Source organism: Pseudomonas frederiksbergensis, assembly GCF_003732275.1.
GTDB lineage: Bacteria > Pseudomonadota > Gammaproteobacteria > Pseudomonadales > Pseudomonadaceae > Aquipseudomonas > Aquipseudomonas frederiksbergensis_H.
Map to the genome: position 1 here is coordinate 85,864 of NZ_MOBM01000043.1, position 21,508 is coordinate 107,371.

Here is a 21,508-nt window from a genome sequence, read left to right on the forward strand (position 1 = left end):
CCTGCGCGACTACCTCAGCTCATGTGTTTACCAGCTGTAACGGGCGCCCACGTTGACACCCCAGGGTTGTTCGATTTTGTCGCCGTTGCTGTAATCAAGATCCATATGCATCGAAACCTTGTCGGTCACGGCCAACGCCACACCTGCACCGAGCTCGCCACGGGAACCGGACAGATCGGTTTTAAAACCGATGTTGTTGACATCCACGTCAGAATTGTTGGCAAATTCGTGCACATAAGCAGCGCGCAGGTAAGGTTGTACAGTTTTGCCTTCGGCCCACTTGAAGTTGCGCCCGACAGTGGCGCCCACCTTGCCGAGCAAGGAATGGGCACGATCGCCATCGGCAGACAGACCGTTGTCCAGGTCATAATTGGCGCCGTCGATGATCAGGCCGGACAATTGCGCATACGGTTCGACAAAGTAATCATCAGCCAGCTTGATATGCCGGCCGAACTCCAGCGACGCACCCACGCCATTATTGTTGTAGTCGCCCTTGGCTTTTTTCCCGTCGCTGAGTTGCACGTCGGACTCGTTCTGGAATCGGTTGTACTTCACGACTCCGTCGAAGTAGTAACCGCTCTGTGCATCCAGCCATGTGGTGTAAGCACCCAGGTAGTAACTGTCGACTTCACCGGTGGTGCCACGACTCATGTCCAGGTCCGATTTGCTGTAACCGGCCAGCACACCCATCAGCCATTGCCCATCGCCGATCGGCAACGGCGCGTCGGCTCCGAAAGACAGGCCTTGCTGGGTTTGCTTGTAGGCAACGCCGGCGCTTTCGCTCACATCGTATTTATTGCCATAGGCACGAATCCAGCCTCCGGCCTTGCCGTGGTCCATGCGCACTTCACCCATGCGGGTGCGCAGGGTGCTGAGTTCGCCGTACCAGACAGTCGGCGCGGCGTTGAACAGTGCCAGCACCGATTGAGTGCCTGGGCTGATGACCCGGCTGGCGGCGTCCAGGACCCAGTCATTATTACCCTGCTTGATCAGGTCGTAAGAAAAAGCTCCCAGGTTTACGGCGCCGCCCTTAAGGGCGAAGGTTGCGTCGCCAGAACCAATATGGACTATGGGCGTCGCGCCTGCCCCCACCGGTTCTGTGCCTCGGCTGTCGAGCGCAATCGTATGGTTGCCGCTGGCATTTCCCGTCACCGTCAGGGTGTCGACTTGGCCGGTGGTAAAATCGTTGTGCATGTGAAACGTACCGCCCTCACCCGAGAGCGTGTCCACGGACAATTTGAAGTACTGCCCCGGATTGCCAAACTGGACAGCACCGCCGTTCAACGTCAGGTTCTGCACCTGACCATCACCCACCATCACCCAGCTGGCATCGTTGTTGACTGCCAGATTCTGAACGTTTTCCAGGCGCCCGGTCAGGGTTGCGGAATGGTCGAGCAGGACGTCGGCACTGGCGCCATTTGCCACGATGACATCACCGATAAGATGGCTGTTATCGAGGTTGAAGTTGGCCGAAGCACCGTTGATGACCTCCAGCAGCGTACCGTTGCCGCCCTTCAGTGTGGAACCATTGTTGACCTGAATATTAACCCGCTCGACGTTGGTCTGGGTCTGGCCGTTAACAATGATGGCCGATCCGCTCTGGCCTTCGACATGGGTTTTATCGAGAATCAACGTATTGTTCGCAGGCAAATTACCGGCGGCAAACAGACTGACACCATGGAGCCCGCCAACGATCCTGCTTTCGCTGGCAAGGACTTTGCCGCCGAAACTCTGGACGCCGATGCCATCAGGGTTTGTGGCCGTGACTGTGGTACCGGATTCCAGGCTCAGTTGCGATTGCGCGCTGAGGCTTGCACCAAACTGGCCGCCGATGATCTCGCTGTCGCTGACCCGTGCAGTGGAGCCGCCGAGGGCCGTCGCTATCAGACGCAGCCCAGTACGATCGCTGACGATTCGACTTTTATTGGTGATGGTTGCAGCACTGTTGGACAACTCGACGCCGTTGCTTGTACCTGAGGCAGTTACCTTCGTGTCGTTGAGCACCAGCCTGGAACCCGCCTGCGCCCGAATCTCGTCGGTGGTGGCGCCGTTGGCTGTCAGACTGGAGCCGTCACGCACCAGCCAACTGTCAATCGTCGTCGTGTCATCAATCGTCCTTGAGCTGCCGTTTTCGATCGTCGATAGTGCCAGCGCACCCGGACTGATCAACAGCATCGGCGCCAGAGTGGCAAGTTTGAGCGTCCGGGCGAGCAGTGAAACTGAGAATGAGTGGCTGACGTGCATAGTGTCGCTCCTGAGTCTGTCGGCTATAGGTAGAAACACCACCTGCTAGCACCTCACAGATCGTGTTTCTGAAAGGCTGGCGATCCTAATCAACTTCCTACGACAGATATGTAGGACTAATCCTAACGAGCACAGAAACTCTCTCAGATAACTGTATGGCCCAGTTCATAGACCTTGCTTGAATCAAAGTCGGCACGGACAGCAAACATCCGTGTCGACCCTGAAAATGTAACTAAGGCGTAATCGGACACTGGTCACTCGGACTATGAAACGCGGTGCGTGTGACTAATGCTTCGGAGGAGACGTTCTCCGTACCGTCATTGAAGAAATACTGAATCTTGGCGCGCCCCTGCGATCCGGATTTTCGTCATAAAGCGGTTGGATATAGGTGCTGTAAGGCTCTACCGGAAAATCGAAGCCCGTCAGGGGCGCATCAGCGCTACCCAATACAAAATCCTTTTCGAACTTCACACCGGGAATTGGATCGTCGGGTTGGGCAAGATCGCTGCCTTTCATGGGAATGAACTCGAAGCTGATGGTTTCTCCAGGCTTTAGCAGCCCTGTCAGGTCGGGCATCCGGACCATTAATGCTCCATCAGCCTCCAGAGCCGAACAGCCTGGATAACCTGTTGGATTGGGAATTTTCGGGAAGCTGGCGGCTGGCAGCTCAACCGCTATCGCATTGACATCAACCTTGGTGGGTGACGAACACAAATCGTTTTCCACGTCTGGACGGTGGACTTGATAATGCACAGGCACCGTTGAATTGTTGCCCCCCGCTTTGATGTTATTCCAGGGAATAACGACTTCGTGATCATCGCCTGGGGTATGGATTGCATCATCAAAGATGACTTGAGCACTTTCGACAATCACCCCATTCCAGAAAAAATCGACGACATCGTCATTCTGTGCCGTGTCATACCAAGTGAAAATGAATTTAGCGTTTTCGCCTTTGTCGGCCCTTGTCAGTTCATTTGTTCGGGTTTCATCGTGATTCTTGACTTCCCCTTCCCCCAGGTCTGGATGGACGGGATCCGGCCAGTCAATGGGAGGCCAGGGCACCCACGGAATGGGCACCTCGAAGTTGACCGGAAAGTTTTTGGTTTGAGGGCCAAAGGGGCGCCCCTTGCGCAAGATCTGATAACTGACTGCCGTTGATTTGATGCCGGTGGTGTTTTCTCCGTATTCTCTAAGCAAGAGCTCGGCGGGCAACACCGGAACCTCCACAGTGGGCATATTGAGAAAGTCGAGATCCGGCTGCACGCGAGTAGCGCCCCATGTCACCCGAACCTTGTCGCCGGCTTTCCAGTTATCGTACTTATCGAGCCATACACTTACGCCTGCCCGAACATGCTCATTCACCAGCGGTCCGGGATCGGCTTGTGGAACTTTCGGCGGATGTAAATTAGCGGGAAGCGGCCCGAATGTCAGGCCGACGGTTTTGTGGACCGACACTGCACTGGGGTTTTGTGCCTTATCAATTAACACATAAAGAAACACGCATTCCGCATCGCCGAAATTACGGATACTGGCGGCAGGAATCTGCACCGGCGTATCGGTAATACCTGGGGAAGGAACATTGTTTAAGAACACTAACGTGGCGTCTGTTGGATCTTCAGGAATCTCTGCAGCATCCACCAGATAAATCGCGATTTTATCGCTGCTTTCCCAGTCCGGATAACCAGGAATCGTAACGCTCAAGTCACCACCGACAGGAAGATTGTCATCATCCAGGTAATCAGCGGCGAGTTTCAATGCGTTTGGCGGGAGGTGCTTGAGAGGTGGCAGCCGATCACAAATGACCTGAGTCTCCGATGATTCGGTCTCGAAATCCGTGTAATCGGTAATGATGTACTTCAGCCTGCACGTCGCATCGTCCGGCAGATAATTGGCGTTGATAGGCATGGGATAAGGAAATGACTCCGGAAAAGGTCCTCCACCGGCCGGAATCGTGAACTCGTGTTCCGCCACCTTGTCCCAACGTCCTGATCCATTGTCAAGATAAAGTGTGACTCTATCGCTGGCCCCCGGTGGTGGCAGATTTGGCCACGCAAGGATACCCGGCGTCAGCCCGTTGTTCTCCACAAGTCTGGGCCCATGGAGAAGACCGCTCGCTTTGTCGGCATAGTCCTCATCCTTGATTTCTATCACCATATCGGCAAGCTTCGCGCGATACTCGGAGCGCATTTTCAGGTATGCGCTATTCGCTTCTTGCGGCGTTTGTATGTCCTGTTTGATCGACATGCTCCAACCCTCCTGTCACGCCATTTGAGCCATAGGCGAGGCTACGGCCACTCCGTCGGTCGACAGCAAGGGCACTGCGGGCAAGTCCAATAAATTTTTGCGCGCAGCAGGCCTGACTGACCTTCGGCGCATTAAGCACTCGTCGAGCAAAAAGCGATACTGTCAAAGTTGATAGGTAGACCCCTGTTTTTTTGCTGAGATCGAGCCGACGATGACGCCCTGAAACCCATCAAAAAACCTCACGCCCGTCGCGCTTCCAGCAACTCCGCCGCACACGAGGCAATCCGGCGGCACGCGTCCGCCAACCTTCCCTGATCCACCACCAAGCCAATGCGAATATGCCCCGCCGCGCTCGGCCCGAAGGCTTCGCCGGCCAGCACCGACACGCCATAGTCTTCCAGCAAGCGCTCGGCAAAACCTTGTGCGCCAAGGCCGGTCTGGCGCACATCGACCATCACGAACATCCCGCCATCGGGTTTTATCGGCCGAATGCCCGGACAGCCGCTTAACCTCGCGCACACCAGGTCACGACGCTGGCGATATTCCTCACGCATCAGCGCCACTTCCGGCAAGTCTTTATCGAGCGCTACTTGCGCGGCGTTCTGGACGAAATCCGGAAGGCCGAACAGCATGCACAGCGACAGATGCATCAAATGTTCAGCCAACGGTTTCGGGCCGATCATCCAGCCCACCCGCCAGCCGGTCATGGCATGGGATTTGGACAAACTGTTGATCGTCGCGGTGCGCTCGGCCATGCCCGGCAGACTGGCCGGGCTGATGTGCTCGCCCTCATACAGCAGGTCGCTGTAGACCTCATCGCTGATCAGCCAAAGGTCATGCCGCACGCACAACGCGGCCAACGCCTGCCAGCTCTTCAACGACAGACTGGCACCGGAGGGATTGTTCGGGCTGTTGAGCAAAATGACGCGGGTTTTCGGGGTGATCAGCGCCGCGACATCTGCCGGTTCAACCCGAAAGCCGTTCTCTGGACACACCGCCACCGGCACCACGCTGGCCCCGCAGGCGCCGAACACACCTTCATAGGTCACATACATCGGTTCGGCGACGATCACTTCGTCGCCAGGATCGAGCAAACATTGGGCAACCGAATACACCGCGCACTGCGCGCCGGGCAGCACGATCACATGGTCGGCATCCACCAACTGGCCGCTGCGCCGCTGGTGACGGCTGGCGATGCTGCTGCGCAGTGTGCGGGTGCCGCGTACATCCGAGTAATGGGTGTCGCCGGCCAACAGGCTATCGATGGCGGCGTGAATGATCGGCAGCGGCGTGTCGAAATCCGGATCGCCGATCGACAGCAACAGCACGTCGACACCCTGCTCGCGCAATTCCAGCGCTCGATCGTGAATCTTCCAGGCTGCCGCTCCGTCACCGGCGATTCGTTGGGTCAAGGCTGAATAGCGCATGTACTTCTCCTAACGCGCGAGTTCCAGTTTCAACCCTATCTCAAATCACGAAACGCGCCACCATTGCGTTCAAATCAACTGCCAATCGCGACAGTTCGTGGGTGGCGGCGCTGGTCTGGTTGGCACCGGCGGCGGACTGGGTGGCCAGGTCGCGAATGTTCACCAGGTTGCGGTCGACTTCACGGGACACCTGAGCCTGCTCTTCCGAGGCGCTGGCAATCACCAGATTGCGTTCGTTGATCAGTTGAATCGATTGAGTGATCTGCTCCAGGGCGATACCTGCAGCACGGGCCATTTCCAGGGTGCTTTGGGTGCGCTGATTGCTTTGCTGCATTGACGAGACCGCTTCGCCGGTGCCGTTCTGGATGCCGGCGACCATTTTCTCGATTTCCTGGGTCGACTGCGCGGTGCGATGGGCCAATGCCCGAACCTCATCCGCCACCACCGCAAACCCACGCCCGGCTTCCCCGGCACGGGCCGCTTCAATCGCGGCGTTGAGGGCCAGCAGGTTGGTCTGCTCGGCAATGGCGCGGATCACGTCCAGCACTTTGCCGATGTCGCGGCCCTGAGCCGCCAGACCCTCGATCATCAACGCCGTGTTTTGCACATCGTGGGTCATGGTCTGGATCGCGTCGACAGTTTCTACCACCCGGTCACGACCTTCGCGGGCCGCTTGGGTCGACTGGTTCGAGGCTTCGGAGGTCGACACCGCGTTGCGCGCCACTTCTTCAACCGCGGCAGTCATTTCGTTGACGGCGGTGGCGGCTTGTTCGATTTCGTTGTTTTGCTGTTGCAGGCCGCGGGACGCTTCTTGCGTCACGGTGCTGAGTTCTTCCGCGGCGGCGCCCAGTTGCGTCGCGGAGCCGGCGATTTGCTCGATGGTTTTGCGCAGGTTGGTCTGCATGGCGGACAAGGCACCGAGCAAACGCGCGGGTTCGTCGTTACCGTCGACTTCGATGACCTTGCTCAGGTTACCGCCGGCAATGGTTTCGGCGGCGAGCACTGCGCGGTTCAGCGGCGTGAGGATGCTGCGGGTCAACAGCCAGGCCAGCAGCACGGTCAGCAACGAAGCCATCACCGCCACCGTCACGATACCGATAAAGGCTTCGCTGTAGTGCTCACCCGCTTTGGCCGACGCGGCTTTGGCATCGGCGGCATTGATCGCCACCAGTTTGTTCAGTTGCTCGCCCATCTGATCAGTGCCTTCCTTGATCCGCGTATTGATCAGGGCGCGCATCTCATCCAGTTTGTTCTGCCGCGACAGTTCCAGCATCTGGCTCTGGGCCTGCATGTAGTTGTCGAGGGTTGTCGCGAAGGTTTTGTACAGCGCTGCTTCTTCAGGGCCGGCCGGCAAGACGGCATAACTGGCCTGGGCGGTGCGCACCTTGTCGACGAGCACGCCGATGCGCGTCTGGGCTTCCTGCAACGCAGCCGGATCACGGTTGACCAGTACGCGGAACGAGAGAATCCGCAGCCGCAGGACGTTTTCCGTCACGTTGCCCAGAAACCCGATGCTGGGTAACTGCGTCATTTCCATATCGACAGAGGCCTGGCGAATGATCGACATGCGGTTCACGGCAAACACACCCAGCACGATCACCAGCAAGGCAATGAAGGCGAAACCCAGGAAAGCTCGAGGCGCGATGTTCAGATTACGCAGTGACATAGGATGATCTCGGTAATTGAGGCGGCGAGCATCCTTGCGGTGATCACTGTTCGGGCGGGCGATGGCGCGCGTACCTTGCAGTTTTGGCGCCACTTTTGTAGTTGGTTTGTGTGCGCCTGTTCGCTGTATCGGCCGGGGTTGAGGTTTGTTGCAGGGGTTGGAGAAATATTTTTCGAGGGAAGCAGGAGTGTTTCAGCGGTGAAACACTCACCCGTCAAGACGCGGAATTTGTGGGAGCGAGCCTGCTCGCGATGACGGCGGCACCTTCAGCATCAATGTCATCTGACCCGCCGCTATCGCGAGCAGGCTCGCTCCCACAAGGGCTGCGGTGTTTACCAGGCCTTGCGGGCCGCCACCCGCCATACCCGCGCAATATCACGGGCGCGCTCGCGCAACAAACGCGGCGCTTCGGCGCAGGCCTGCTCCAATGTCATCGGTCCGCTGGCCAAGGCAAAGGCCGCATCGATGCCATGCTCGTACAGCGCCTGATACCCCTCGCCCAAGGTGCCGGCGATGACGATGACCGGCACGCCGTGTTGCCGCGCAATGCGTGCCACGCCAAACGGTGTTTTGCCGCGTAATGTCTGGGCATCGAAACGTCCTTCACCGGTGATCACCAGATCGGCGCCTTTGACCGCCTCGGCCAGCCCCACCAATTCGGCGACCACTTCCACCCCGGCCTGGAACTGCGCGCCGAGAAACGCCTTGGCGGCAAACCCCAGGCCGCCCGCCGCGCCGCTGCCCGGCTCGTCGCGCACGTCTTTGTCCAGCGCTTGCGCGCAGAGTTCGGCAAAGTGGCCGAGGGCGTGGTCCAGTTGCTCGACTTGTTCGGGCGACGCACCTTTCTGCGGGCCGAAAATCGCTGAGGCACCATGAGGGCCGCACAGCGGGTTATTGACGTCGGCGGCGATGTCGAAGCGCACCTCGGCCAGACGCGGATCGATGTCACTCAGATCGAGGCGGGCCAGTTGCGCCAGGGCCAGACCGCCCGGGATCAGGGTTTGGTCTTGAGCGTCCAGTAGTTTCACACCCAAAGCCTGCATCGCCCCGGCGCCGCCATCGTTGGTGGCGCTGCCGCCAATCGCCAGAATCACCCGTTGCGCGCCGGCATCCAGCGCGGCGCGGATCAATTCACCGGTGCCATAGGTGCTGCTGGTGCAGGCATCCCGCAGGTTCGGCGGAACCAGTTGCAGGCCACTGGCCTCGGCCATTTCGATGATCGCGGTGTGGCTCTGTGGCAACCAGCCCCAAGCGGCATCGACCGTGGCGCCCAGCGGCCCGCGAACATGGGTACGGCGCAGTTCGCCGTCGCACGCGGCCAGAATCGACTCGACCGTGCCTTCCCCGCCGTCAGCCATCGGGCACTTGAGCAAGTGTGCATCCGGCCAGACTTCGGCCACCCCCAGCGCAATGGCCTCGGCCACACCTTGGGCACTCAGGCTGTCCTTGAACGAATCGGGGGCGATGACGATTTTCATGCGAATTCTCCAGTTCCAATGCGTCCATGCTGCCAGCCGCCATGAACAATAACGCCGGTCCGCTGCACAAGCGCCCAAGAGGATTATTGTTCATTTTCACAAAACCCACTGCCTACACACATTCTCACCGTAGGAGCTGCCGAAGGCTGCGATCTTTTGATCCTGCTCTTTTCGGGCTCACTGAAGATCAAATAAAAAGATCGCAGGCTTCGCCAGCTCCTACATTTGAACGCGTGCGAATGAATACACGTGATCGACCGGTGAGACCCTATGTATCAGTCGGTTTGGGGCAGAAGCTGGACGCCGAGGTAGAGTGCGAGCATCCCATCCAGTTTTAGCGGGTCGACGCCGCTGAGTTCGGCGATCCGCTCCATGCGATAGCGCAAACTGTTGCGATGGATGCCCAAGGCATCGGCACAGGCCTGGCTCTGGCCGTCGTGTTCGCACCAACTGCGCAGGGTCGCCAGCAGCTGGCCGTTGCCATCCTTGGCGATGACTTTGCGCAGCGGTCGCAGCAGTTCATCCAGCGCATCGTCGTTGCGGTGCCGCCAGAGCATCACCGGCAATCGATAACGGTTCAGGGTCAGCAAGCGCGAATGCGGCAATACATCACGACCATAGGCCAGCAAGTCACCAACCCGGCGATAGCAGCGGCGCAACCCCGACAATCCATCGGCCTGCCCGCCCACGGCGATGCGCAAAATATTCCAGCCCAGGCCATCGAGCTTCTCCAGCAGCCGATCGTTCTCGATCGCAGGCGTCGCCGGTCGGCACCACAGCAACGAGGACTTGGCCGAGCTCACGCACCAACTGTCCGGGTAGCGCGACATCAACCAGGCGCTGAGCGCTTCGACGGTCTGGCCCGGACCGTGTTCCATGCCCAACTCGAACAGATACGGCACTCGCGTCAACTGCGGTTTGAGCCCCAGTTGCTGCGCTTCGTCCAGCAACCGCGGCGAATCCCCCGCCTCGCTGAGCAGCAGCGCCAGCAGATCATCGCACCGCTGGCGCCGCCATTGCTGCTCGGCCTGCTGATTGCGCTGGCCCACTAGCATCTCGGCGGTCATGCGCACCAATTCAGCGTAAGTGCGCAATTGCTCGGGTTCGCCAGTGATGCCCAGCACCCCAATCAAACGCTGATCGAGCAACAGCGGCAGATTGATGCCCGGTTGCACGCCTTTGAGGTGAATCGCGGTCTGCGCGTCGATCTCCACCACGCGCCCGTTGGCCAGCACCAATTGCGCGCCTTCGTGGCGGGTGTTGATGCGCTCCGGTTCGCCGCTGCCGAGAATCAATCCCTGACTGTCCATGACATTGACGTTGTACGGCAGGATGGCCATCGCCCGGTCGACGATGTCCTGGGCCAGGTCGTGATCGAGTTCGAACATAGCGCGGTTCCTTGAAAACGTGATGGAGCGGGTTGTTCACCCGCACAGGCCTTGGTCGTAAACCCTGTGCTCAGGCACAAAGACAACCACCCAAGGGGTGGCCGAGACTCACTGGGCGATCAACGTTACCCTTGCGTCGCAAAAAAATCATAATAAAGAGAGAGCCCGCCATGTCACAGAGCGCCGCAGCTACCCTGGCCACCGCTGACGACAAAAACGCCGTCTACAAACGCATTACCCTGCGTTTGATCCCCTTCATTTTCATCTGCTACCTGTTCAATTACCTCGACCGGGTGAATGTCGGGTTCGCCAAACTGCAGATGCTCGACGCACTGAAATTCAGCGAAACCGTGTACGGCCTCGGTGCCGGGATCTTCTTCATCGGCTACGTGCTCTGTGGCGTACCGAGCAACCTGGCCCTGACCAAATTCGGCCCGCGCCGCTGGATCGCGCTGATGATGATCACCTGGGGCACGCTCTCGACTTGCCTGTTGTTCGTCACCACACCCACCGAGTTCTACACCCTGCGCCTGTTTACCGGTGCCGCCGAAGCGGGGTTCTTTCCGGGCGTGGTGCTTTACCTCTCGCAATGGTTCCCGACGTTCCGCCGTGGCCGCATCATGGCGTTGTTCATGTCGGCGATTCCGGTGTCCGGTTTGCTCGGCAGCCCGTTTTCCGGCTGGATTCTCAACCACTTCGGCGCAGGCCAGGCCGGTTTGGCCGGCTGGCAGTGGATGTTCCTGCTGCAAGGTATTCCGACGGTGATCCTCGGCGCCCTCGCCTACTTCCTGCTCAGCGACAGTTACGCCAACGCAAAGTGGCTGACCCTTTACGAGCGCTCGGTGCTTGAGGCCGATCACGCTGAAGACCTGGCCAGCAAACCGAAAACCGCTACTGATTCGTTGTTGGCGGTGTTCAAGAACCCGGCGATCTGGGCCTTCGGCCTGATTTATTTCTGCATCCAGAGCGGTGTCTACGCGATCAACTTCTGGTTGCCGTCGATCATCAAAAACCTCGGTTTCAGCGATAACCTGGTGATTGGTTGGCTCAGTGCGATTCCGTATCTGCTGGCGGCGGTGTTCATGTTGATGGTCGGTCGCTCGGCGGACCTGCGCAAAGAACGCCGTTGGCACTTGATGGTGCCGATGCTGATGGGCGCGGTGGGCTTGCTGATCGCGGTGAACTTCGCCGCCAACCCGGCCATCGCCATCCTCGGCCTGACCCTCGCCACCATGGGCGCCCTCACCGGCCTGCCGATGTTCTGGCCTGTGCCGACCGCCATGCTCAGCGCGGGTGCGGCTGCCGGTGGGTTGGCGCTGATCAACTCCATGGGGCAGATGGCGGGTTTCCTTAGCCCGTATCTGGTGGGCTGGGTCAAGGACAGCACCGGGTCGACTGATGCGGCGTTGTATCTGCTGGCGGGTGTGATTGTTTGTGGGAGTTTGCTGGCGTTGCGCATGACGCGGACGTTGCGCGCGTAAGGTTCTGCGAAAACAAAAACGGCCCTTTCGGGCCGTTTCTCATTTCATGGGCGCACAGATGTTGTTGTGGCGAGGGGGCTTGCCCCCGTTGGGTCGCGAAGCGGCCCCGGCATTTCAAAGTTAAAACCCCATGTAACGGGATTACGACTGCTTCGCAGCCGAACGGGGGCAAGCCCCCTCGCCACAACAGCCCCCTCGCCACAGGTCGCTCCCACAGGAGTATTGAGCTGATAATTCAGATTGCTCCCGACAGCCGTTCTGGTATTTGATTAGGGCTTTCTGACCGGTAAAAGGATTTCGTCATGAGCTATCGCACGCTGGGTCATTCGGGTTTACAGGTGTCGACCCTCACATTGGGCACCATGATGTTCGGCGAACAGACCAGCACCGAAGATTCCCTGCGAATCATCGACAAGGCCTGGGATCAGGGCATCAATTTCATCGACACCGCGGACGTGTACACCAACGGCCGCTCCGAAGAGATCGTCGGCGAAGCGATTGCCGGTAACCGCCACGAATGGGTGCTCGCCACCAAAGTCGGTTATGGCCCGGTGGACGGTGTACCGAACCGCAGCGGCCTGAGCCGCAAGCACCTGTTCAACGGCATCGACGCCAGCCTGACGCGGTTGGGCACCGATTATCTGGACATCTATTACCTGCACCGCGAAGACCACGACACACCGCTGGAAGTCACGGTGTCGGCGATCGGCGATTTGATCCGCCAGGGCAAGATCCGCTACTGGGGCCTGTCGAACTACCGTGGCTGGCGCATCGCTGAAGTGATTCGTGTGGCTGACAAACTTGGTGTCGACAGACCTGTCATCAGCCAGCCGCTGTACAACATCGTCAACCGTCAGGCAGAAACCGAGCAGATCACCGCCGCGCAAAACTATGGCCTCGGTGTGGTGCCTTACAGCCCGCTGGCGCGCGGCGTGCTCAGCGGCAAGTACGCGCCCGACGTGACACCAGACGCCAACAGCCGCGCGGGGCGTCAGGACAAACGCATCCTCGAAACCGAATGGCGGGTTGAGTCGCTGCGCATTGCCCAGCAGATCCAGGAATACACTCAGGGCCGTGGCGTGGGCATCGTCGAGTTTGCGATTGCCTGGGTGCTGAACAATGGCGCTGTGACTTCAGCCATCGTCGGGCCCCGGACTGAGCAACAGTGGGATGCGTACACCAAAGCGCAGGCGGTGAAGATCACGGCTGAGGACGAAGCGTTTATTGATTCGCTGGTGACACCGGGGCATTCGTCGACGCCGGGGTTCAATGATGTGAGCCATTTTGTGCCGGGGCGTAAACCGCGTATGGCTTGAGATTTATCGAGAGCAGGCTCGCTCCCACGGAGGTCTTGTGTCGATCACAAGCTCTGTGGACGTCGCGTTCAACTGTGTGAGCGGGCTTGCTCGCGATGGCGGTTTCACATTCAACATGGATGTTGGCGGGTAGTCCGCTTTCGCGAGCAAGCCCGCTCCCACAGGGTTTTGTGTGGACCGCAGGTATTGAGTACAACACCGGCCAAAATGTGGGAGCGAGCCTGCTCGCGATGGCGGTTTTGCATCCACCATTTGCCTGTGCTTCTGCCACACTCGTTGGGTGTTGATCGGTCGGACAATATTCGGTTCGAAAACCACGTATCCTCCGCCCCCCGTTTCACGTTCAACCTCGCGAGGGCAGTTTGTCTAAAGGTATCGCTTTATCGGTTTCGGCCTCGGTGCTGTTTGCCGTCATGTATTACTACACCTCGCTGCTCTCACCCCTGAGCGGCGTGGAGATTTTCGGCTGGCGGATGCTGCTGACCGCGCCATGCATGACTGTGTTCATGGTGGTGTCCGGTGAATGGAAGCGCGTGGTCGAGATTGTTCGGCGGCTGGCTGGCAAGCCGAAGCTGATTGTCGGCCTGATTGGCTCTGCAGTGCTGCTGGGCCTGCAACTCTGGTTGTTCATGTGGGCACCGCTCAACGGTTATAGCCTCGACGTGTCGCTGGGGTATTTCCTGTTGCCGCTGTCGATGGTCCTGACTGGACGAATTGTCTATGGCGAGCGTCTTTCCTATCTGCAGAAAATAGCGGTGTTCTTCGCCAGCCTCGGCGTACTCAACGAGTTGTATCAGGTCGGCGGTTTTTCCTGGGCGACCTTGCTGGTGGTGGTCGGTTATCCGATCTATTTCATCCTGCGCAAGCGCCTGGCGACGGACAACCTTGGCGGGCTCTGGCTGGACATGGCCTTGATGCTGCCAGTGGCGTTCTGGTTCGTGCAGGGCGGCGAGCAAGGTTTCGGCGTGTTTGATCAACATCCGTGGCTGTCGCTGTTGATCCCGATACTCGGAGTGATCAGCGCTTCGGCGCTGGTGGTCTACATCATTGCCAGTCGGCTGCTGCCGTTCAGCCTGTTCGGGTTGTTGAGTTACGTTGAGCCGGTGCTGTTGCTCGGTGTTGCGTTGCTGCTGGGGGAAAGTATCAAAGCCGGCGAATGGCTGACCTACATTCCGATCTGGTTGGCGGTGCTGGTGTTGGTGTTTGAAGGGTTCAAGCATTTGATGCGTCATCGACGTCCATAACGCAAAAGATCGCAGCCTTCGGCAGCTCCTACATTGACCGTGTTCGCCGCGATATTTGCGGATGAACACGCACCTGTAGGAGCTGCCGAAGGCTGCGATCTTTTGATCTAAAAAAGCCCGGTCAATGACCGGGCTTTTTCATGCCTGAACCGGATTAATCGGTGGAGAGCACACCCCGACGAACCTGATCACGCTCGATGGATTCGAACAGCGCCTTGAAGTTGCCTTCGCCGAAACCATCGTCGCCTTTACGCTGGATGAACTCGAAGAACACCGGCCCCATCAGGGTTTCCGAGAAGATCTGCAGCAGCAGACGCTTGTCGCCCGACTCGGACGAACCGTCCAGCAAAATGCCCCGCGCTTGCAATTCGTTGACCGGCTCGCCGTGATTCGGCAAACGGCCTTCGAGCATTTCGTAGTAGGTGTCTGGCGGCGGTGTCATGAAGCGCATGCCGATGCTTTTCAAGTGATCCCAGGTCTTGATCAGGTCATCGCTGAGGAAGGCCACGTGCTGGATGCCCTCGCCGTTGAACTGCATCAGGAACTCTTCGATCTGCCCAGCGCCCTTGGACGACTCTTCGTTCAGCGGGATACGGATCATGCTGTCCGGCGCGGTCATGGCCTTGGAGGTCAGGCCGGTGTATTCGCCTTTGATATCGAAGTAGCGGATTTCGCGGAAGTTGAACAGCTTCTCGTAGAAGTTGGCCCAGTAGGCCATACGACCGCGGTACACGTTGTGGGTCAGGTGATCGATGATCTTCAGGCCGGCCCCGACCGGGTTGCGGTCCACGCCTTCGATGAATACGAAGTCGATGTCGTAGATCGAACTGCCTTCGCCAAAACGGTCGATCAGGTACAGCGGCGCGCCGCCAATGCCTTTGATCGCCGGCAGGTGCAGTTCCATCGGACCGGTTTCGATATGGATCGGTTGGGCGCCGAGTTCCAGGGCACGCTTGTAAGCCTTTTGCGAATCCTTGACGCGGAACGCCATGCCGCACACCGACGGGCCGTGCTCGGCCGCGAAGTACGACGCCACGCTGTTGGGTTCGTTGTTGAGGATCAGGTTGATCGCGCCCTGGCGATACAGATGCACGTCTTTGGAACGGTGGGTCGCGACCTTGCTGAAGCCCATGATCTCGAAGATCGGCTCCAGGGTGTTGGGGGTCGGCGATGCGAATTCGATGAACTCAAAGCCCATCAGGCCCATTGGGTTTTCGTATAAATCTGCCATTTTGGCGCCTCATCATTTCTTATCAATTAACGGATTGTTAGTTGCTAGCAATGCTGAGACCGGCGGGTGGCGCGCAGGAGATGCCCCGCACGCTGCGGGCGAGGAAGTCACCGTAGATCAATTGAAACCCAAATATCTTCATTGTCGACCCAAGGCTATTACGGGCGAGGCTTCTGCTGCCAGAAGACGATTATTCTTATATGCGTAACCCGATTCTACACAGCGTAAATCAGTTTGTCCGCCTTCTTATAAAATCCCCCTTTTTGTAGCCTGCGCAAGCGGTTTGTTGCACAGAAAAATCCCCGCCAGGATCAGCCCGCCGCCCAGGCACATCACCAGCGTCAATTGCTCATCCAGCAACATCGCGCCAAAAAGAACGGCGGTCAGCGGGTTCAAGGCGATGAACACACCCGAGCGCGTCGCACCGATTTTGCGGATACCGTCGTAATAACCAATATAGGCCAATGCCGACCCCAGCACGCCCAGGTACATCAGGCTCAACCATTGTTGCGTGCCGAGTTCGGCGAGCGCCGCAACACTCAGCTCACCACGCACGGCACTGGTCACCCAGAGCATCAGCGTGCCCAGCAAAATCGAGTACGTCACCGTCTGCACCGGCCCCAGCGTTTGATTCAGGCTTTTGGAAAACAGCGAATAAATGCCCCAGCCGAGCACGCAGCCGAAGATCAACAGATCGCCGATCCAGGCATCCGTACCACCGGCCAGCAATTGCGGATTGCGGCTGACGATCACCAGACTGGCGCCGGCAATGCAGATCGTAATCCCCGCCACTTTCGCCCCGCTCAGTCGCTCCTTGAACAGCAGCCACGACGCCAGGCCGATCACCGCTGGATTCAATGCCACTATCAAGGACGCCCGTGATGCGTTGATGTAATGCAGCCCGTAAAAGAAGCACAGGTTGTAGAAAAAAATTCCGAAGAATCCTAACAACGCCAACTGGAGCCATTGCCGAGCGCTGGGCCGCACCAAAGGCACCCGTGCCAGCAACAGAAACAGCAGCAACGCCACGCTCGCCAGCAAGAACCGCAGGCTCGCGGCCAACAACGGACTGAGGCTGTCGGCCAGAAACCGCCCGGCGACAAACGTCCCGCCCCAGATCATGGTGACCGCTGCCAGTTTCAGATAAACCGGTACATCCGAGGAATTCGCCAGGGTCTGTTCACACGTAGTCATAAGTCTCCACCATCAGAAATCGGGCACATGGCGTATCATTCGATTAAATGCCCGATCATCGTAAAATGAGTAAATACTCATGACCCTCACCCAACTCGAGATTTTTTCGCTGGTGGCCGAACTGCGCGGCTTCACCGCGGCGGCCAATCGTTTGGAGATTTCCCAATCCGCGGTGTCCCACGCGCTCAAGTCGCTGGAACAGGAATTGGGCGTTGAACTGCTGCGCCGGCATCAGTCCCAGGTCGAGCTGAGTGATATCGGCCAGCAGCTATTACTGCGCGCGCGGGCGATGCTCGGGCTGGCCAACACGTTGCGCCAGGAAGCGGCCGATGCTAGAGGAATGAAACGCGGCACCTTGCGCATCGGTTCGTTCGGCCCGACCTCATCGATCAAACTGCTGCCGAGGATCCTGCAGCATTACCGCGCCGCACACCCGGGCATCGAGGTTCACATCGACGAAGGTCCGGACCGTCAGGTGATCCAGTGGCTGGAAGAGCGACGTATCGATATCGGCTTTGTGGTGTTGCCCCAGGAGCGTTTCGACACGTTTAGACTGATCGAGGACCAGATGGTCGCGCTGCTGCCTGCCGACCATGCGCTGGCCGGTCGCGACAGTTTGAGCTTGAGCGATTTATGCCACGACCCTTTTGTGCTGACCGAAGCCGGCTCTTCGGAACTGGTGTCGCGCCTATTCAATGCGGCGCGGTTGACGCCGAACATTCGCTATCGCTGCTCGCAGTTGCTCAGCACGCTGGACACCGTCGGCCGTGGCGATGCCCTGACCGTTGTTGCCGAAAGCTCTTTGCCTGACGACAACGACAACCGCTACGTGAAAAAACCGCTGTCGCCACCGGTCAGCCGCCAGGTCGGGCTGGCGGTGCTCGATCAGCGTCAGTCATCACCCGCGACGCTGGCCTTTATCAAACTGGCTTCGAGCCTGAATGATCATTGAACGGCATAAGTGCTGTCGGCCAACTATCATGGCTGAACTCTTTTGGAAGGCGCGTCGTCCTGCCAGTCTTTGAGAGCCCTCTTTTATCGCGATGGATTTGCGAATGCCACTGAACGTCAAAAGTCGCCGCAAGCGTGGCACCCGGATCGCTGTGACTGTTTTGAGCGGATTGCTTCCGGTGTTGTTGGGAGTCGCCATTCTCTACCTGCAGGCTGAACGTACCCTCAAGCAAAGTACTGAACTGACTGGCGAACAAGCCATTCGCCAATTCGAGCTGATGCTCGACAACACCGCCCAAGCGGCGCAAGAGCTATTGCCGCTGGCCGGTCAGAATTGCAACGACGTCAAACTGGCCCTGCGTGAACAAGTCACCCGCCGGCCGTTCGTGCGCTCGACCAACCTTGTGTGGGACAACAACCTCTATTGCAGTTCGTTGTTCGGTGAATATCAGGAAAAGATCAATCCCGGCGATTACACCCAAGGCAAGCTATGGCTCATGAACGGCAACCCGGTCACGCCCAATACTGCGTTGCTGGTGTATCGGATTAGTGAAGGAAACCAGGGCGCATTGTCCACCCTGGACGGTTATCACCTGAGTAACGTGCTGCGCCTTATTGGTCGCCAAACATTATTGTTGCTGCAAGTCGGCCCCCACTGGTTGTCGGCCGACGGCAAGGTCCACGACAATGCCCTGCCCATCTTGCCGGTGGCGCAAAACACCCTGACGTCTGCGCGATATGCCTTTACGGTGGCCGCCGGCTTTCCCGAAGGAGAAACCTGGCGTTACATGCGCAGCGAATACCCGCCACTGTTCAGTCTGCTGATGTTCTTTGGTGTGGTATCGGGCTCGATCGGGCATGTCTTGCAGAAGCGCTCGATGTCGCCCAGCCGCGAAATGCAGCGTGCGCTGGAGGCAGCAGAGTTCATTCCTTACTTTCAGCCCGTGGTGCATGGCGACAATAAGCAGTGGTCCGGCGCCGAAGTATTGATGCGCTGGAAACATCCCAAGGAAGGCTTGGTGCGCCCTGATCTGTTCATCCCGTTTGCCGAACATTCCGGGTTGATCGTACCGATGACTCGCTCCTTGATGAGACAGACCGCAGCGTTGCTCGAACCCTTATCGGCATCGTTCGAGGGGCCATTTCACATTGGCATCAACATCACCGCCAGTCACTGCCGGGATCTGGAACTGGTCGATGACTGTCGCGAATTCCTCAGTGCTTTCGCCCCGGGCAGCATCAACCTGGTACTGGAGCTGACTGAACGCGAACTCATCGAGCCGACAGCCATCACCCTGCAATTGTTCGAACAGCTTCACGGGTTGGGCGTGATGATCGTGATCGATGACTTCGGCACCGGCCACTCAAGCCTGGGTTATTTACGTCAGTTCAATGTGGATTTCCTGAAGATCGATCAGAGCTTTGTCGCCATGATTGGTGTCGACGCCCTCTCCCGGCACATTCTGGACAGCATCATCGAGCTCTCGGCCAAACTCGATCTGGGTATCGTCGCCGAAGGCGTGGAAACAGCGGAACAAAGTGACTATCTGACAGCCCACGGCGTGAACTTCCTGCAAGGTTATCTGTTTGGTCGGCCGATGCCCGGCGCAGAATTCATTAGAGCATTAAGTGATCATTAACTAACCACTTTAAGCATCGAAGCCACGAAGATGCGCACCAAATTGAATCAAAAGACTACTCTTGTTACATGAAGAAAAAGTCAGGATTTACTCTTGACCAATTAACTACTACAATTTTTCATGCCTGCGCAGAACTGGCAGGTGCGCCATTATCACCGAGTCGCTTCAAGGCTCTTGGCTTATAGCTTTGTTTGCGGTTGGTATCAGCCAAACACACTATTGGAGTAAAGATATTGTCCAGACTCGCTGAATTCCGTGCAGCTGAAAAGGCCCTTCAAGAACAGCTCAAGCAGTTGGAATCGCTGAAGAACGATGCCGGGCTCAAGAAAGAAATCGAATTCGAAGAAAAGCTCCAGGGGCTGATGAAAACCTACGGCAAGAGCTTGCGCGACATCATCGCCATCCTCGATCCGAACCCGGCAAAATCCGGCCTGCAGCAGGCAACAGCGCCTAAAACCCGCCGCGCTCGCGTGGTCAAGGTCTATCAGAACCCGCACACCGGTGAACTGATTGAAACCAAGGGCGGCAACCACCGTGGCCTGAAAGCATGGAAGGAACAATACGGTGCCGCCACCGTCGATTCCTGGCTGCGTGGGTAAGCACTCGCGGTCATAAAAAAAGCCCTGCCAATGCAGGGCTTTTTCATGGATAGCGTCTAAATGCAACGATAGTCGCCGATCAATTCGTTACATATCGTCCAACTTTATGCTTAATCCCTTTGGCTATCTAAAAAATGCCGAACACGCTGAAATCTACTGATACGCAAACCTCAAACTAAAGTTTCAAGCTGTTTCGAGCAGCCGCTATGTCGCCCTGACTTGCCTTATAAACCTCTGCCTGCCCCGCATAGGAAAGAACATAGGCCTTATCGGCGTCTACCGCAGCGACCAATGTTTGAGACAGCACATGTCGACCATTCTGCGTAATCGTGCAGGTAGTTTCCAGCGCCGATAGCCGGCTCAAGGTAGTCGGGTGAATTTTAGTGCAAACGCTCTGATACCCACCCTGAAAAAAGTCCTTTTGCACCGACTTGCGCATTTCCAGCAGCACGCCTTCCAGATTCACCTGGTGACCACTTTCCACTTGAGTCATGGTCAACTCCATCACCATCACCGGTGTACCCTCCTGATCGTTTTTTACCGCGCGCTGCCGGGAAACCTGCGGTTTGGCCTCATCTTGCGGAACGGCCTCGACGGTCCATCCGTTTGGCCAGGTCATGACCGGAGACTCTGCATAAGCGGGGGTAACACCTGAAAGCAGATACATCAGGACGAACATCGATCGACAGAATCGGGTCATTGCAATGAACACTCACGAATTGAGCCGTAAAGTCTGAGCCTCACCCGGCTGTCAGGCAAGCCTGCGGTTTTGGTTTGGCGATGCCGGAGCCCTTGCGTATCATTGTGACCCTAGCCCCACTTATTTTCCGGAGGGCCCATGAGCCTGCACGAACTCAATACATTTCCCGGTGTGACCGCCCAACCCGACACCGCCACCCAGAAGTTCGTCTTCAACCACACGATGCTGCGGGTCAAGGACATCACCCAGTCGCTGGATTTCTACACCCGCGTCCTGGGGTTCTCGCTGGTGGAAAAGCGTGATTTTCCGGAAGCCGAATTCAGCCTGTATTTCCTGGCGCTGGTCGATAAAAACCAGATCCCGGCCGATGCCGCGGCGCGCACCGAGTGGATGAAATCGATCCCCGGCATTCTCGAACTGACTCATAACCACGGCACCGAGAACGACGCGGATTTCGCTTATCACAACGGCAACACTGACCCACGCGGCTTCGGCCATATCTGTATTTCGGTGCCGGACATTCGCGCCGCGTGCGAGCGCTTTGAAGCGCTGGGCTGCGATTTCCAGAAACGCCTGAACGACGGTCGCATGAAGAGCCTGGCCTTCATCAAGGACCCGGATGGTTACTGGGTCGAAATTATTCAGCCAGCACCGATGTAAGCGCCCCACCACAGGTCCCCTGTGGGAGCGGGCTTGCTCGCGAAC

Annotated in this window: 16 protein-coding genes; 7 read left to right on the forward strand and 9 right to left on the reverse strand. The window is 57.9% G+C overall.

What is annotated here, in order from left to right:
* Positions 1-27: 27 nt before the first annotated feature.
* The 6 genes from BK662_RS34095 to BK662_RS34120 all read right to left on the reverse strand — a co-directional run bounded on the left by BK662_RS34095 (position 28) and on the right by BK662_RS34120 (position 10,447).
* Positions 28-2,244 (reverse strand): autotransporter outer membrane beta-barrel domain-containing protein, encoded by a 2,217-nt coding sequence (locus BK662_RS34095; protein ID WP_185047226.1) that lies wholly within the window; start codon positions 2,242-2,244, stop codon positions 28-30.
* A 285-nt stretch (positions 2,245-2,529) separates the two neighbouring features.
* A complete protein-coding gene (locus tag BK662_RS34100; RefSeq protein WP_123361228.1) occupies positions 2,530-4,488 on the reverse strand; it encodes a hypothetical protein in 1,959 nt (652 codons plus the stop codon).
* 239 nt (positions 4,489-4,727) lie between these two features.
* Positions 4,728-5,915: a pyridoxal phosphate-dependent aminotransferase gene (locus tag BK662_RS34105; protein ID WP_123361229.1), complete on the reverse strand. Its 1,188-nt coding sequence runs from the start codon at positions 5,913-5,915 to the stop codon at positions 4,728-4,730.
* Between the two features lie 40 nt (positions 5,916-5,955).
* Positions 5,956-7,581 carry a methyl-accepting chemotaxis protein gene (locus BK662_RS34110; RefSeq protein ID WP_123361230.1) on the reverse strand — a complete coding sequence of 542 codons (1,626 nt, stop codon included), beginning with the start codon at positions 7,579-7,581 and terminating at the stop codon, positions 5,956-5,958.
* Between the two features lie 332 nt (positions 7,582-7,913).
* On the reverse strand, positions 7,914-9,059 hold the full coding sequence (locus BK662_RS34115; protein ID WP_123361231.1) for a glycerate kinase: 1,146 nt from the start codon (positions 9,057-9,059) through the stop codon (positions 7,914-7,916).
* 275 nt (positions 9,060-9,334) lie between these two features.
* Positions 9,335-10,447, reverse strand: coding sequence for a sugar diacid recognition domain-containing protein (locus BK662_RS34120; protein ID WP_123361232.1), 1,113 nt, complete (start codon positions 10,445-10,447; stop codon positions 9,335-9,337).
* 170 nt (positions 10,448-10,617) lie between these two features.
* On the opposite strand from BK662_RS34120, the gene BK662_RS34125 reads away from it, so the two are divergent.
* The 3 genes from BK662_RS34125 (at position 10,618) to rarD (ending at position 14,488) form a co-directional block, all read left to right on the forward strand.
* A complete protein-coding gene (locus BK662_RS34125; protein WP_123361233.1) occupies positions 10,618-11,928 on the forward strand; it encodes an MFS transporter in 1,311 nt (436 codons plus the stop codon).
* Between the two features lie 302 nt (positions 11,929-12,230).
* Positions 12,231-13,244 (forward strand): aldo/keto reductase, encoded by a 1,014-nt coding sequence (locus tag BK662_RS34130; protein WP_123361234.1) that lies wholly within the window; start codon positions 12,231-12,233, stop codon positions 13,242-13,244.
* A gap of 362 nt (positions 13,245-13,606) precedes the next feature.
* Positions 13,607-14,488: an EamA family transporter RarD gene (rarD, locus tag BK662_RS34140; RefSeq protein ID WP_123361235.1), complete on the forward strand. Its 882-nt coding sequence runs from the start codon at positions 13,607-13,609 to the stop codon at positions 14,486-14,488.
* Positions 14,489-14,642: 154 nt separating this feature from the next.
* Here rarD and hppD read toward each other — a convergent pair whose 3' ends face one another.
* Complete coding sequence (gene hppD, locus BK662_RS34145; protein ID WP_123361236.1) at positions 14,643-15,719, reverse strand: 4-hydroxyphenylpyruvate dioxygenase; 1,077 nt, start codon at positions 15,717-15,719, stop codon at positions 14,643-14,645.
* A gap of 246 nt (positions 15,720-15,965) precedes the next feature.
* Complete coding sequence (locus tag BK662_RS34150; RefSeq protein WP_123361237.1) at positions 15,966-16,913, reverse strand: DMT family transporter; 948 nt, start codon at positions 16,911-16,913, stop codon at positions 15,966-15,968.
* 79 nt (positions 16,914-16,992) lie between these two features.
* Between BK662_RS34150 and BK662_RS34155 the strand changes: the two genes are divergently transcribed.
* The 3 genes from BK662_RS34155 (at position 16,993) to BK662_RS34165 (ending at position 20,103) form a co-directional block, all read left to right on the forward strand.
* A complete protein-coding gene (locus BK662_RS34155) occupies positions 16,993-17,865 on the forward strand; it encodes a LysR family transcriptional regulator (protein WP_123361238.1) in 873 nt (290 codons plus the stop codon).
* Positions 17,866-17,968: 103 nt separating this feature from the next.
* Positions 17,969-19,504, forward strand: coding sequence for an EAL domain-containing protein (locus tag BK662_RS34160; RefSeq protein WP_123361239.1), 1,536 nt, complete (start codon positions 17,969-17,971; stop codon positions 19,502-19,504).
* A 233-nt stretch (positions 19,505-19,737) separates the two neighbouring features.
* On the forward strand, positions 19,738-20,103 hold the full coding sequence (locus tag BK662_RS34165; RefSeq protein ID WP_007900052.1) for a histone-like nucleoid-structuring protein, MvaT/MvaU family: 366 nt from the start codon (positions 19,738-19,740) through the stop codon (positions 20,101-20,103).
* A gap of 175 nt (positions 20,104-20,278) precedes the next feature.
* Here the strand turns inward: BK662_RS34165 and BK662_RS34170 are convergent, their stop codons facing one another.
* Positions 20,279-20,803: a DUF4946 domain-containing protein gene (locus tag BK662_RS34170; RefSeq protein ID WP_123361240.1), complete on the reverse strand. Its 525-nt coding sequence runs from the start codon at positions 20,801-20,803 to the stop codon at positions 20,279-20,281.
* Between the two features lie 138 nt (positions 20,804-20,941).
* Between BK662_RS34170 and gloA the strand changes: the two genes are divergently transcribed.
* A complete protein-coding gene (gene gloA, locus BK662_RS34175) occupies positions 20,942-21,463 on the forward strand; it encodes a lactoylglutathione lyase (protein ID WP_030131431.1) in 522 nt (173 codons plus the stop codon).
* Positions 21,464-21,508: the final 45 nt, after the last annotated feature.

What these genes read in the sequence shown, in the direction of transcription:
- BK662_RS34095 (WP_185047226.1), bottom strand. Translation starts at nt 2,244, where the DNA reads ATGCACGTCAGCCACTCATTCTCAGTTTCACTGCTCGCCCGGACGCTC.
- BK662_RS34100 (WP_123361228.1), bottom strand. Translation starts at nt 4,488, where the DNA reads ATGTCGATCAAACAGGACATACAAACGCCGCAAGAAGCGAATAGCGCA.
- BK662_RS34105 (WP_123361229.1), bottom strand. Translation starts at nt 5,915, where the DNA reads ATGCGCTATTCAGCCTTGACCCAACGAATCGCCGGTGACGGAGCGGCA.
- BK662_RS34110 (WP_123361230.1), bottom strand. Translation starts at nt 7,581, where the DNA reads ATGTCACTGCGTAATCTGAACATCGCGCCTCGAGCTTTCCTGGGTTTC.
- BK662_RS34115 (WP_123361231.1), bottom strand. Translation starts at nt 9,059, where the DNA reads ATGAAAATCGTCATCGCCCCCGATTCGTTCAAGGACAGCCTGAGTGCC.
- BK662_RS34120 (WP_123361232.1), bottom strand. Translation starts at nt 10,447, where the DNA reads ATGTTCGAACTCGATCACGACCTGGCCCAGGACATCGTCGACCGGGCG.
- BK662_RS34125 (WP_123361233.1), top strand. Translation starts at nt 10,618, where the DNA reads ATGTCACAGAGCGCCGCAGCTACCCTGGCCACCGCTGACGACAAAAAC.
- BK662_RS34130 (WP_123361234.1), top strand. Translation starts at nt 12,231, where the DNA reads ATGAGCTATCGCACGCTGGGTCATTCGGGTTTACAGGTGTCGACCCTC.
- hppD (WP_123361236.1), bottom strand. Translation starts at nt 15,719, where the DNA reads ATGGCAGATTTATACGAAAACCCAATGGGCCTGATGGGCTTTGAGTTC.
- BK662_RS34150 (WP_123361237.1), bottom strand. Translation starts at nt 16,913, where the DNA reads ATGACTACGTGTGAACAGACCCTGGCGAATTCCTCGGATGTACCGGTT.
- BK662_RS34155 (WP_123361238.1), top strand. Translation starts at nt 16,993, where the DNA reads ATGACCCTCACCCAACTCGAGATTTTTTCGCTGGTGGCCGAACTGCGC.
- BK662_RS34160 (WP_123361239.1), top strand. Translation starts at nt 17,969, where the DNA reads ATGCCACTGAACGTCAAAAGTCGCCGCAAGCGTGGCACCCGGATCGCT.
- BK662_RS34170 (WP_123361240.1), bottom strand. Translation starts at nt 20,803, where the DNA reads ATGACCCGATTCTGTCGATCGATGTTCGTCCTGATGTATCTGCTTTCA.
- gloA (WP_030131431.1), top strand. Translation starts at nt 20,942, where the DNA reads ATGAGCCTGCACGAACTCAATACATTTCCCGGTGTGACCGCCCAACCC.